15 protein-coding genes are annotated in these 12,690 nt (G+C 57.1%); 7 read left to right on the plus strand and 8 right to left on the minus strand.

What is annotated here, in order from left to right:
• Positions 1–193: 193 nt before the first annotated feature.
• Together AC2FJW_RS17105 and parC are read right to left on the minus strand one after the other, a co-directional pair.
• The gene (locus AC2FJW_RS17105) at positions 194–784 is read right to left on the minus strand and encodes a hypothetical protein (protein WP_496750781.1); all 591 of its coding nucleotides are present in this window, start codon (positions 782–784) and stop codon (positions 194–196) included.
• 95 nt (positions 785–879) lie between these two features.
• Positions 880–3,228, minus strand: coding sequence for a DNA topoisomerase IV subunit A (gene parC / locus AC2FJW_RS17110; RefSeq protein WP_496702993.1), 2,349 nt, complete (start codon positions 3,226–3,228; stop codon positions 880–882).
• 201 nt (positions 3,229–3,429) lie between these two features.
• On the opposite strand from parC, the gene AC2FJW_RS17115 reads away from it, so the two are divergent.
• The 6 genes from AC2FJW_RS17115 to AC2FJW_RS17140 all read left to right on the plus strand — a co-directional run bounded on the left by AC2FJW_RS17115 (position 3,430) and on the right by AC2FJW_RS17140 (position 7,736).
• Entirely contained in the window at positions 3,430–4,032 is a 603-nt protein-coding gene (locus tag AC2FJW_RS17115; RefSeq protein WP_246097307.1) for an SH3 domain-containing protein, read from the plus strand.
• A gap of 67 nt (positions 4,033–4,099) precedes the next feature.
• Positions 4,100–4,927, plus strand: a complete 828-nt coding sequence (locus AC2FJW_RS17120) for an SDR family NAD(P)-dependent oxidoreductase (RefSeq protein WP_271951289.1) — start codon at positions 4,100–4,102, stop codon at positions 4,925–4,927.
• 80 nt (positions 4,928–5,007) lie between these two features.
• Complete coding sequence (locus AC2FJW_RS17125) at positions 5,008–5,211, plus strand: twin transmembrane helix small protein (RefSeq protein ID WP_142639289.1); 204 nt, start codon at positions 5,008–5,010, stop codon at positions 5,209–5,211.
• The gene (locus AC2FJW_RS17130; protein ID WP_496750783.1) at positions 5,212–5,784 is read left to right on the plus strand and encodes a cob(I)yrinic acid a,c-diamide adenosyltransferase; all 573 of its coding nucleotides are present in this window, start codon (positions 5,212–5,214) and stop codon (positions 5,782–5,784) included. It abuts the gene before it with no gap.
• A 264-nt stretch (positions 5,785–6,048) separates the two neighbouring features.
• Complete coding sequence (locus tag AC2FJW_RS17135; RefSeq protein ID WP_271951297.1) at positions 6,049–6,807, plus strand: electron transfer flavoprotein subunit beta/FixA family protein; 759 nt, start codon at positions 6,049–6,051, stop codon at positions 6,805–6,807.
• Positions 6,807–7,736, plus strand: coding sequence for an electron transfer flavoprotein subunit alpha/FixB family protein (locus AC2FJW_RS17140; protein ID WP_142639283.1), 930 nt, complete (start codon positions 6,807–6,809; stop codon positions 7,734–7,736). The genes AC2FJW_RS17135 and AC2FJW_RS17140 overlap by 1 nt, the downstream gene beginning before the upstream one ends.
• Before the next feature lie 61 nt (positions 7,737–7,797).
• Here AC2FJW_RS17140 and AC2FJW_RS17145 read toward each other — a convergent pair whose 3' ends face one another.
• The gene (locus tag AC2FJW_RS17145; RefSeq protein ID WP_496750785.1) at positions 7,798–8,619 is read right to left on the minus strand and encodes a DUF6473 family protein; all 822 of its coding nucleotides are present in this window, start codon (positions 8,617–8,619) and stop codon (positions 7,798–7,800) included.
• 162 nt (positions 8,620–8,781) lie between these two features.
• On the opposite strand from AC2FJW_RS17145, the gene AC2FJW_RS17150 reads away from it, so the two are divergent.
• Complete coding sequence (locus AC2FJW_RS17150) at positions 8,782–9,657, plus strand: 3-hydroxybutyryl-CoA dehydrogenase (protein ID WP_496709635.1); 876 nt, start codon at positions 8,782–8,784, stop codon at positions 9,655–9,657.
• Positions 9,658–9,722: 65 nt separating this feature from the next.
• On the opposite strand, the gene AC2FJW_RS17155 is transcribed toward AC2FJW_RS17150, so the two are convergent.
• Genes AC2FJW_RS17155 through AC2FJW_RS17175 form a run of 5 tightly spaced genes read right to left on the minus strand, consistent with a single transcriptional unit; the run spans position 9,723 to position 12,686 of the window.
• Positions 9,723–10,622, minus strand: a complete 900-nt coding sequence (locus tag AC2FJW_RS17155) for a lysophospholipid acyltransferase family protein (RefSeq protein WP_271951305.1) — start codon at positions 10,620–10,622, stop codon at positions 9,723–9,725.
• Positions 10,623–10,661: 39 nt separating this feature from the next.
• The gene (locus AC2FJW_RS17160) at positions 10,662–10,931 is read right to left on the minus strand and encodes an HPr family phosphocarrier protein (RefSeq protein ID WP_142639277.1); all 270 of its coding nucleotides are present in this window, start codon (positions 10,929–10,931) and stop codon (positions 10,662–10,664) included.
• Complete coding sequence (locus tag AC2FJW_RS17165) at positions 10,928–11,341, minus strand: PTS sugar transporter subunit IIA (RefSeq protein WP_142639275.1); 414 nt, start codon at positions 11,339–11,341, stop codon at positions 10,928–10,930. Before AC2FJW_RS17165 ends, AC2FJW_RS17160 begins: the two co-directional genes overlap by 4 nt.
• Positions 11,338–12,219, minus strand: coding sequence for an RNase adapter RapZ (rapZ, locus tag AC2FJW_RS17170; RefSeq protein ID WP_496698411.1), 882 nt, complete (start codon positions 12,217–12,219; stop codon positions 11,338–11,340). Before rapZ ends, AC2FJW_RS17165 begins: the two co-directional genes overlap by 4 nt.
• Positions 12,216–12,686 (minus strand): HPr kinase/phosphorylase, encoded by a 471-nt coding sequence (locus tag AC2FJW_RS17175; RefSeq protein WP_496707234.1) that lies wholly within the window; start codon positions 12,684–12,686, stop codon positions 12,216–12,218. Before AC2FJW_RS17175 ends, rapZ begins: the two co-directional genes overlap by 4 nt.
• Between the last annotated feature and the right edge of the window lie 4 nt (positions 12,687–12,690).

The following is a 12,690-nucleotide window of genomic DNA, read 5'->3' on the forward strand; positions in this document are numbered from 1 at the left end:
GTCTTGCCGTGGTCAACGTGCCCAATCGTGCCAATGTTGACGTGCGGCTTATTACGCTCAAACTTTTCCTTTGCCATTCCTCAGGCGCCCTTTTGTGCTTTGGGGGACCCTTGGTCCCGTGGTTACATCTGCGCGCGCGAGATATTGGGTTCAAAGGAGAAAATCAAGCACATCCTGCGGGAAATGCCGTTCTTTAAGCCGGATTTTGCGTTGCTTCACCTGAATCGAGTGGCTGGATCAGTTCGGGACGCCGGTCGAACCAACCGTTTTCCAAATGTTCCTCGGCCAACCATTCTTCGACTCGGTCCGCAACTTTCAGAGCCAGCCCGTTCATTTGCTCTTGTTTCGTCCGTTCATGGCCCGACCCTTTCAGGGCACTGCCGCCGGTTGTGTCTTCCAGCACCTGGAATTGCTTACCTTTGGCAAGAAACTCTTTCTTGTTCACGTCATAAACGTTGACCAGAACAATCGCAGTGCTCTTGGGGTTATAGATCACCGGAATGCCGGGAGGGGCCAGCATGTAGCCCTCGAGGCTGATTCCGATGTCGTATTCCTGTGCGCCCGTATAGCGCCCAAGGCGGATGTCCACCGCGTTTTGAATGGCCGCAGTCCATTCGTCTGGCGTCGCATCCCGGCTTACCGGCCCCTGCACCGCCTTATCGGCAAAGGCATAGTTTACCCGCAACTTGAATTCGCCCAGCGACTCAGGCTCTTCGTAAACCTGCGTTTGGGTGCAGGCGCCCATCAGGGCCAATCCGGTGATCAGTGTCAAAATGCGCAACATGTCTCGTCTCGATAGGCCTGTTTTTCTTTGATCTAACGCACCGATACGGCTTGTGCCAAGCCGTATCGGCATAAATCCTCTGTGACCGGGCCTGATCAGGAGAATTTAAAATCACGCGGGAAGCCGTATGGCGGCTTTTTCCCGACGCTGGCACGCTTGGCCAGCCATTGCGAAAGATCTGCCTCGTGCCGGGTCTTGTCGCCACCCATGGACCATTTCAGGCCCTCTTCCCAGTTGAAGGTGGTGATATCTGACAGCCCGCCGTCCAATTCCAGCGTCCCCTGCCGCCCGCGCGCCATATTGTATTTCTGCAGGCGAACGCCCTTGCCGCGGGTCATTTCAGGCAGTTCCTCGGTCGGGAAGACCAGAAACTTGCCGTTCTGAGAAACCACTGCAACGTGGTCACCTTCGATCGCCTTACAGATAATCGCTGTTTCGTCGCCTTTAACGTTCAGCACCTGTTTGCCGTTTCGGGTCTGTGCCAGCACGTCATCCTCGGGCACGGTGAAGCCGTTACCCGCATCCGAGGCCACCAGCAGCTTGCGCCCCGGTTTGTGGATCAGGATGTCGATTATCTGCGCCTCATTCGGCAGGTCGACCATCAGGCGCAGCGGCTCGCCCATACCCCGACCGCCGGGCAGATTCGCGGCGCTGATCGTATAGAATCGACCGTTCGAGGCAAAGACCAGCAGCCGATCGGTGGTTTCCGCATGGAAGATAAACCGTGGCCCATCGCCATCCTTGAACTTCAACTCGCGGTTCAGGTCGATATGGCCGGTCATGGCGCGAATCCAGCCCATCTGAGAGCAGACAACCGTGATCGGTTCGCGGTCGATCATCGCCTCAAGCGGGACCTCTTCGACCTGACCGGCTTCGGCAAACTGGGTGCGACGCGCGCCGCCCTCATAATCCTTGCCGAACGTTTTCTTGGTCTCTTTCAACTGCTCGGCGATGCTGGCCCATTGCAGGCTTTCGTCGGCTAGAAGATCTTCGAGATTGGCACGTTCCAACATCAGCTCATCGCGTTCGCGAACCAGCTCCATCTCTTCCAGACGACGCAAGCTGCGCAGACGCATGTTAAGAATTGCGTCGACCTGGACCTCGGACAGCTCGCCCTCGCCCCGTGTGGGCGAGACATAGTCGGCCTCATTGGTGGCGCGGACATGGTCGATGCCCCAGTCTTCGCGCATCAGCGCAGCCTTGGGGTCATCGTCATAGCGGATAATGTCGATCACGCGGTCAAGATTCAGGAAGGCAACGATAAAGCCCTCCAACACCTCCAGCCGATGGTCGATCTTGGCCATCCGGTGGCGCGACCGGCGCAGCAGAACCTCTTGCCGGTGATCAAGGAAGGCGCGAAGCACTTCTTTCATCGAGCAGACTTTGGGTGTCACCCCGTCGATCAGCACGTTCATGTTCAGGCTGAACCGCACCTCAAGGTCCGAGTTGCGATAGAGCATGCCCATCAGAACCTCGGGGTCCACATTCTTGGAACGCGGCTCAAGGATCAGGCGGATGTCATCGGCGGATTCGTCACGAACGTCGCCAAGGATCGGGATTTTCTTGGTCTGAATCAGCTCGGCGATCTTTTCGATCAGCTTCGATTTCTGAACCTGATAGGGAATCTCGGTGACGACGATCTGCCACTGACCGCGGCCCAGATCCTCGACCTCGAACTTACAGCGCAGGCGGAATGACCCGCGCCCGGTGCGATAGGCCTGCGCGATATTCGCAGGCGGTTCAACGATTACGCCGCCGGTTGGGAAATCCGGTCCGGGCACGTAGTTCAGAAGCGTATCGTCGCGCGCATCCGGCGTCTTGATCAGATGCAAACAGGCGTCACACAGTTCCGAGATGTTATGTGGCGGGATATTCGTCGCCATGCCCACCGCAATACCGCTGGAGCCATTGGCCAGCAGATTCGGAAATTGCGCGGGCAGAACCACCGGTTCGGTCAGCGTGCCGTCATAGTTGTCACGGAAATCGACAGCATCCTCGTTTAGACCCTCAAGCAGAGCCTCGGCCACGATGGTCATCCGAGCCTCGGTATAACGAGAGGCCGCCGGGTTATCGCCGTCGATATTGCCGAAATTCCCCTGCCCGTCGACCAGCGGATAACGCACGTTGAAATCCTGCGCCAAACGCGCCATCGCGTCATAAATCGCGGCATCGCCGTGCGGGTGATAGTTACCCATCACATCGCCCGAGATTTTCGCCGACTTACGGAACCCGCCCGTTGCACTGAGTCGCAACTCGCGCATCGCATAGAGGATTCGCCGATGCACCGGCTTCAAACCATCCCGTGCATCGGGCAAGGCCCGGTGCATGATGGTGGACAGCGCATAGGTCAGATAACGTTCACCAATCGCGCGGCGCAGCGGTTCGGCTACTTCGCCCCCGTTTTCGGGGGCCACCATATTGGGGTCGTCGATCGTATCATTCATAGATGATGTGATACGACGCAAGGGCGCGCGGGTAAAGCAAGCAAGACATATTTTATTGGGGACAAGTGGCGCTTTTTGCAACAGGGGGAGGCAACCCCCCGATTTCCCCCGTTTTTCGACTTGGGTCGCGAATTATGCTAGGATGTCTGACATTAGTCTGCTGCCTTTTTTTGTTTTGATTGATCGACCGGGGGATGCGCCATGACGCGCCTGATTGTAATGAGTTTCGCTGCACTTGGCTGGTGCTTTTACGTCATGAGTGGCGGGCCTAATTTCGAGCCGCGCGGTGTGCGATCGGAACAGCCTGTGCGAGTCGCCTCGAAAGCGGCCCCCAAAACCGTAGCACCGTCTCCGGCAAAAGAGCTTGTGACAAATGTCGCTATGCGCTCGCCGGTCGTGCGCGAGCGCCCGATTGATCCCCAGCCAGCAGTCGCAGCGATTGTCGCAGAACCCGCCAGTCTGGACACTTTCAACGCGCTTTCGGTGTTTGACGATCAGACTGCCAGCATCACGCTTGCGTCTCTGGAAGACGGTGTGACTGGCCTGAAGCAAATCACCAAGGACGTGCAGCCTGAACCCGCCGCCCAGCCTGAACCCAGGAAAGATATCCGGGAAATCTCCGGGACCCGCGTGAACATGCGTGACGGCCCTGGAACGATCTACCCGATTGTTGGCAAAGCGCGCATCGGCCAGAAGGTCGAGGTGCTAAGTGACTCGGGCACCGGATGGTTGCGACTGCGCGTGTTGCCGCAGCAACAGGTGGGGTGGATTTCGACCTCTTTGGTCAGAAAAACACCAGACTGACGTGGAGCAATGATTGTTCCCATACTCTGTGCACCCTAGCTTGGGCTGGTTCAGAATCGGGAAAATCATGCAGAAGACCATTTTAATTACTGGCTGCTCATCGGGCATCGGACTGGATGCGGCGCATGGGATGCGCGCGCGGGGTTGGCGCGTGTTTGCCTCGTGCAAACAACAGCGCGATTGCGACCGGTTGCGGGCGCAGGGGTTTGAAAGCCCGCGCATTGATTATACCGACACGGCCAGCATATCCTCGGGTTTGAACGAAGTGTTGGAGGCCACCGGAGGCACCCTGGACGCGCTGTTCAACAATGGCGCACATGGCCTGCCCGGCGCGGTCGAGGACCTGCCGACCGAAGGCCTGCGTCAGATTTTCGAGGCGAACTTCTTTGGCTGGCACGAACTGACCAGGCAGGTCATCCCGATTATGCGCAGTCAAGGACACGGGCGAATCGTTCAGAACTCTTCGGTGCTGGGTCTGGTGGCCTATCCGTGGCGCGGCGCCTATGTGGCCACGAAATATGCAATCGAAGGGCTGACGGATACACTGCGCCTGGAACTGGCTGATACGGGGATCAAGGTCATTTTGATCGAACCCGGCCCGATCACATCTAAAATCCGCGAAAACTCAATCCCGTTCTTCGAGCGGTTCATCAACTGGCAAAACTCGGCCCTGCGCGAGCGTTATGAGTCCTCTTTGTTGAAAAGACTGTATGAATCGTCGGGGCCGGATCGGTTTGAACTGCCCGCATCAGCGGTTACGACCAAGCTGGCCCACGCCGTAGAATCCAAGCGCCCGCGCCCCCGATACTATGTGACAACACCTACATTTATCGCCGGTTGTTTGCGCCGCATCCTGTCGACACGTGCGATTGACCGCATCCTTGCAGGGGTCTGAGGCGAAATAACCCGTTCGCTTTTGGCACGCACGGGGCTAGATGATAGCCCTAGGCAAACAGAAACGCGGACGGTGTACTCATGGACCTAATGATGGTCATTTTGCTTTTGGCCATGGCGGCGGTTGTCGTCGTATTGGCGCTTGGCATCTCGAATTTCGGCAAAAGCGGCAGGGACGCGGCACTGAAAAGCAACAAGTATATGCGCCTGCGTATCCTGTTTCAGTTCATCGCCGTGATTCTGATCGTGCTTTACGTCTGGCTGCGCGGTCAGGGAGGTCAGTAAATGGTCGTATTGAACAAGATTTACACCCGCACCGGTGATGATGGCAAAACCGCACTCGGCAATGGCGAACGCGTCGCCAAATACTCGGGCCGCGTGACCGCTTATGGCACCGTGGACGAGTTGAACGCCTTTGTCGGCGTCGCCCGGACCGAGGCAGAGGGGGATGTCGAAGCTGCACTCGCGCGCATTCAGAATGACCTGTTTGATCTGGGCGCAGATTTCTGTCGTCCCGATATGGAAAAGGATGCCGAAGCAGACTATCCGCCTCTGCGCATCGTGCCCTCGCAGATTGACCGGCTCGAGGTTGAAATCGACGCGATGAACGAAGCCTTGGAACCGCTGCGCAGTTTCATCCTGCCCGGTGGCTCGCGTCTTGCGGCACATCTGCATGTATGTCGAACCGTATCTCGCCGGGCCGAACGGCTTGCGGTTGAGCTGACCAACATGGAGCCGGTCAACGAAACCGCAGTCAAGTACCTGAACCGTCTGAGCGACTGGTTCTTCGTCGCAGCCCGTTGTGCCAATGAAAACGGAACCGAAGATGTTCTGTGGGTTCCGGGCGCGAACCGCTGAAAGCGGCGTTGCGTCCAGTGGACGCGGCGGCGACCGGAAGGGCGAAGCCCCGGTCCGACGGGCGGGCGCAAACCGATAGCTTCCTGCCTTTTGGGTGGGTGTGTGGTGCTTGGTCACGTCAAAAATAGCAAAACGCGACGTCCGTTGCAGATGACGTGACGATTTTGCCCTGTTGCCGCCTGAATTGAATCGCTATTCAAGCCCTCATGAACATTGGTGGAGTCGCGACGCGGCTTGCCGTTTTTTGTGAGGAGCTAGCGCAAAATGAAGGTACTCGTGCCTGTCAAACGCGTGATTGACTATAACGTTAAAGTTCGCGTCAAAGCGGATGGCAGCGGTGTCGATCTCGCCAATGTCAAAATGTCGATGAACCCGTTCGACGAAATTTCTGTCGAAGAGGCAATCCGTCTGAAAGAAGCCGGCAAGGCAGACGAAGTCGTCGTTGTTTCTATCGGCGTAAAACAAGCCCAGGAAACACTGCGCACTGCGCTGGCCATGGGCGCGGACCGTGCCATCCTGGTCATTGCTGCAGATGATGTCCACCAGGACATCGAACCCCTGGCCGTTGCCAAGATCCTGGCCAAAGTGGTCGAGGAAGAGCAGCCCGGTATCGTTCTTTGCGGCAAGCAGTCTATCGACAACGACATGAATGCAACTGGTCAGATGTTGTCAGCACTTTTGGGCTGGTCACAAGGCACCTTTGCGTCCGACATCGACATCGACGGCGACAGCGCAAAGATCACTCGCGAAGTCGATGGTGGCATGCAAACCATCAGCGTCAAAATGCCGACAATCGTGACCGTGGACCTGCGCCTGAACGAGCCCCGTTACGCGTCGCTGCCCAATATCATGAAGGCGAAGAAAAAGCCGTTGGACGAGAAAACCGCCGCTGATTACGGCGTCGACGTCTCGCCGCGCCTGGAAGTCGTCAAAACCGAAGAACCACAGGCACGTGCCGCTGGCATCATCGTCGGCTCGGTAGACGAGCTTGTCGCGAAACTCAAAGAAGCGGGGGCTGTGTAATGGCTGTTCTTCTTCTCGCCGAAGTCAACAATGGTGAACTGGCGCTGGACGCAACCGCCAAAGCTGTAAACGCAGCAAAGGCACTGGGTGATGTAACCGTTCTGGCCGCAGGCGGTTCCGCTGCTGCTGCCGGTGAAGCTGCCGCCAAGATCACCGGCGTCTCAAAGGTTCTGGTCGCCGAGGACGAATCGCTGGGCCATCGCCTGGCAGAATCCACTGCTGCGCTGATCGTAGGTCTTGCTGATGGTTATGAGCACATCGTTGCCCCCGCCACCACCGATGCCAAGAACGTTATGCCGCGCGTTGCCGCGCTGCTGGACGTCATGGTCATCTCGGACGCGTCCGGTGTCGTCGACGGCTCGACCTTCGAACGCCCAATCTATGCGGGCAACGCGATCCAGACCGTCAAATCTGTGGACGCCAAAAAAGTCGTCACTTTCCGAACCGCAAGTTTTGATGCTGCGGGCGAAGATGGCTCGGCAGCCGTTGAGACCATCTCGGTCGGCGAGAACCCCGGCCTATCGTCCTGGGTCGAAGACAAGGTAGCTACAAGCGACCGCCCCGAGCTGACTTCGGCTGGCGTTGTTGTGTCGGGTGGCCGTGGTGTCGGTTCTGAAGAGGACTTCAAGCTGATCGAAGGTCTCGCTGACAAGCTGGGGGCCGCAGTTGGCGCATCGCGCGCCGCAGTCGACTCGGGCTATGCTCCGAACGATTGGCAGGTGGGTCAGACCGGCAAGGTTGTTGCCCCGGATCTGTATGTCGCTGTCGGCATCTCGGGTGCGATTCAGCATCTGGCAGGTATGAAAGACTCGAAAATCATCGTGGCGATCAACAAAGACGAAGAAGCGCCGATCTTCCAGGTTGCCGATTACGGTCTGGTCGCCGACCTGTTCCAGGCCGTTCCGGAACTGACCGAGAAACTCGGCTGATCAACGGGCTAGACTTTTCCACGAAGAATCTTGCATTGGGCCCGCCATCGGCGGGCCCTTTTCATTGCAGGTTTCTGATCGGACCGACCAAGGCGTCAGCAATCGACCTGTGTGCCGCAGGACCTATCATATGTTCCGCCATGGGCTGTTGCAGTGTTCCAAACAGCATATCTTCAAGCTCATCGGACTGCCCCGACACGCTGACCGTCACCTCAACGATCTCGGCGCTGAGAGGGCGCAGGGCCTCGATCATCTGTGGCGTGATCCGAATATCAGCACCGTGCTTGGGCTGATCACTTTCTGCCTCACGCAGGACCTGCAAATTCAACAAGACAACAGGCGCTTCAAGCGCCTCAACAAGCCCCCCAATGCGGTCGATCCAATTCCGTCGCAGCTCTTCTGCGATTGCCTCGAACCGCGCATCATTGCGGCCCTGCAACAAAATCATCAGGTGATGTACGAAATGGACATCAGCAAAGTCGATCTCGGGATAGAGAGATTTCAGATCCTCTGTCGGAGCCAGAAAACGGTCGTTGCGTCGGGGATGAACCCGGTAGAATCGATTGGACTGCCCCAATATGTCGCTAAGCTGCACCAAGCAGAGCTCTGCTTGGTTCAGTAAACCCCTCAACTCCGTGTCATCGCACAGCGCATCTACGCCGCAAAAAAGACTTCCGAAATTCAGGCATCGTCTGTCCAACCTCTCTTCGAGAACTGCCGCGAATGGCTGCTCGACGAATCGCCCGAATGTTTCGGTCCCACCTGCGCAGGCCACAAATGACGTCTCCAGCGAACGCATTGGCCCACGAAACCACAATCGTGATTCACCGTATTGGCACACCTCATGCTCGAGTCGCCCCGAGCCAGCTTGATGATAGCTCATATCACTCACCCAATTTTCACCCGGATGCCATCTTGCAGCCGCAAGTCTTGAGAATCTCCTAATGTGCGCATTTGAAGCAAAGTCGAACGGTCTGATCCCCTTGCCGCCCGCCCCGATCTGCCGATAGTGTCATCCTACCCCGTGGCACAGAGGCATCAAAAAATGGATGTAAAATCAGTCGGAGTGATTGGCGCAGGCCAAATGGGCAATGGTATCGCCCACGTACTGGCTTTGGCGGAATATGACGTTCTGCTGAACGACGTTAGCCAGGACGCGCTGAACAGCGCCATGGCGACGATTGAAGGAAATATGGCGCGCCAGGCATCGCGCGGAAAAATTTCGGATGAGGAGATGCAATCCGCGCTGAAACGCATCACGACTACAATGGAGCTGCCAAAGCTGGGCCAGACTGACCTGGTGATCGAGGCCGCAACCGAGCGTGAGACCGTCAAACAAGCCATTTTCGAAAGTTTGCTGCCACATCTGCAACCGCATACAATCCTGACGTCAAATACGTCATCTATTTCGATCACACGTCTGGCGAGCCGAACAGACCGGCCCGAACGCTTTATGGGTTTTCACTTCATGAACCCAGTTCCGGTGATGCAACTGGTTGAACTGATCCGGGGCATTGCTACGGATCAACCAACATTTGCTGCCTGTAAGGCCGTTGTAGACCGCCTGGGCAAAACCGCCGCCAGCGCCGAAGATTTCCCGGCTTTCATTGTCAACCGCATCCTGATGCCGATGATCAACGAGGCCGTATACACCCTGTATGAAGGCGTGGGGAATGTTCAGTCGATTGACCAATCGATGAAATTGGGCGCAAACCACCCGATGGGACCGCTAGAACTCGCTGACTTTATCGGCCTGGACACCTGTTTGGCCATTATGAACGTGCTGCATGATGGATTAGCCGATACCAAATATCGCCCTTGTCCGCTGTTGACTAAATATGTCGAAGCGGGCTGGCTGGGACGTAAAACGCAGCGTGGTTTTTATGACTATCGGGGCGATGCCCCAGTGCCGACCCGGTAAAGGCCACCGCCCGGAATTCATCCGGGCGCAGCCACGAGATTGTCCTGATCAGGTGAAATTGCAGGTCAGAGCTTGGTTGCCTGCCCCAGACCCAGCGTGTGTTTTCTGAGCCAAGCCATAAAGCCGCGCGGATCTCGTTCCAGCAGCTGCATATCCTCATCCGAGATCGGTTCTCCGATCACCGGGGATTGCGGTTTGTTGCAGGATCGAACGATCTCGTGCAGCAACAAACCCTGGCGCAGAATCGCAGAAAGCTTGTTGGCGATCTGGTAGGCACGCGAATTCCTGCCAGGGAAAAAGATCGGCAGGACCTGCGCGCCGGATCTACGGATCATTTTGGCCGTGAACACGTTCCACTCACGCTCGATCACCGGCCCGAACCAGTCATCCGAAGACATCACGACGCCTGAAGGGAACAAGGCCACAACGCCCCCGTTTTTTAGATGCTCCATCGCATTGCCGCGCATCTCAAGCATCTTGGCCTGTGCCTCGGGATCGTGCGGGAAGGGCACCGGAATCATGAACGACGTCGCCGCCTCGTCCAAACCTGTCAGAACCGAACGGGTCAAGATCCGATAGTCGCTGCGGACCCTGCCGATCAGCTCTGCCAGAATCATGCCGTCGACCATGCCATGGGGATGGTTGGCTACGACGACCACGGGCCCCGTTTTCGGAATACGCGCGATCTGTTCCTCTGGCGTGGTCAGGTCGATGCCCATTATGTTAAGCGCACCTGCCCAGAACCGTTGGCCGCGGAATTGTTCATTCTGCTTCTCGAACTTGTTAACCATACCCAAAATGGTCAACTTACCCGTACACCATTCAATGGTGCGGATCGCTGTTGCAGTCCAAGGGTCGTCGAACGAGTTTGCGTAGGTCAGGGTCTTACGATCATAGATCTCGCCCTGGTCCTTGGTCCCATCCACCACCGGGCCTGTCTTGGTCTCGTGCGTTGTTTCCGCCAATTCCTGGTTATCCCGTTCTTCGTATCACGGCGGGTGCGGTCAGAAACCTTCTCCGAACTTGTCGTTCACCAGAGTCTCCAACGCATCAGCCAACGCCTCAGCATCCGGTCCGGACGTCTCGACGTCAATAGTCGTTCCGCGAGACGCTGCCAACATCAAAAGACCCATAATGCTGTCGCCGGATGCGGAAAGCCCATCTTTCGACACCTCGGCCTGAGCGTCGAACCCTTCTACCAACTCGACCAGCTTGGCCGAGGCACGGGCATGCAGGCCCTTTTCATTGATAATTTTCAAGCTTCGGGTGGTCATTCTTTATCTGTCCGGTTCTCGTCAAACGTCACATTTTGCGCATTGATATACTTACGTCCAGCTTCCATTGCCTGCCGCACGGCTTCGCCAATCGGCAGGTGGCGGGATTTGGCCAGTTTTATCAACATGGGAAGATTTGCGCCGTAAAGGATACGGCGATCCTGCGGCGCGCAGGCACGCAGGCTGAGATTCGACGGGCTTCCGCCAAACAGATCGGTCACGACGACAACACCGTCACCAACATCAACACTGTCGGCGGCCGCACAGATTTCCGATTGCTTCGCTTCGCGATCATGATCGGCCTCGATCGAGATCGCGGCCAGGCCGGGCTGATTGCCGACCACATGCTGCATCGCGGCCAAATATTCTTTGGCCAGCCCACCATGTGCTACGAGTACGATCCCGATCAATCCGGCCTCACATTCAACGATCGTCTTTCCATTTCGCGATGCCTAATTGCCACTTGCTGCCCCCCTTCTGCAAGGGCCTTTGCAACCGCTTCGGCCATTGCAACCGATCTGTGTTGCCCTCCGGTACAGCCAAAGGCCACGGACAGGTAGGCTTTGCCCTCGGCCCGGTAGGCGGGCAACAACAAAGTCAGCAGGTCAACCACCCTTTCGAAGAAAGGCGCATAGTTCGCGTCGGTTTGAATATAGCTCGCCACATCCGAATTGCGACCATCTTCGGCCCGTAGCTCGGGACGCCAGTACGGGTTGGTGAGAAAACGGCAGTCAAAGACCATATCCAATCCGCGAGGCAAGCCACGCTTATAGGAAAATGATTCGATGGTTACCGCCAGATGCCGCCCACCCTGAGGTGCAAACCAGCGCTCAACCTCTTCGCGCAGTTGGTGAACATTCAGTGGCGTGGTGTCGATCAACGTATCTGCAAGTTCACGAATTGGGGCCAGCGACTCTTTTTCCTGGCGCACTCCGGTTTCAGGGCTGGCATCCGCAGACACCGGGTGACGTCTGCGGGTTTCCGAATACCGACGCAGAAGGACTTCATCGCTACAATCGAGATAAAGCGTGGTCAGGTCAACCTGTTCCATCCACCGAAGCTTAGCCAGCAATTCGATGACGCCAATCGTGGAAAAATCGCGGTTGCGCGCATCAATACCCAGCGCCATGGGACGGTCGGTTTTTGGCCCGTCTAATAGACGCAGCAAAAGACCCATGGGAAGGTTGTCGATGGCCTCGAACCCCAGATCCTCTAACACACGGATTGCGGTGGACCGGCCTGCGCCGGATGGGCCGGTGACAAGTACGATGCGTCTTTGGGTCGTCATTGATTGGGCCATTCCGGGTCTGCACACCCGTTTTTCATCAGTAGCAAGAGCGCTGCTGGTAAATTGGAGACGCCAGCGCCCCGAAGCAAGGGAACAGTTTGCCTCAGGATAAGAATTGAACGGGGTTCTGGCAGGCGCTCGGGTTCTTCTTGCGCCATGTCCACCACAAAGCCAACCGGCACCGGCCCAACCGAGACTGCCCGCAACAGGCCAAGACCTCTTGCCTCGATCAGTCCACCGATATTTGGAGCCGCCTCTGCCAGGGCGAGATTGCCATCCATATACAACCGAACCCGATCGTCCGCGACCAGATCGGCCCCCAACGCCATCATCTGCAAAGACAGCGCTGACTTCCCGGTGCCCGAAGGCCCCACGATCAAAACAGCACGGTCTGCTACCGCGACGCAAGAGGCGTGAACGATGGCAGTATCATGGTGTTCAACAGAGGAGAGTGCGGACGTGCTCACCGCA

The organism is Ruegeria sp. CDSA020 (genome assembly GCF_059612345.1).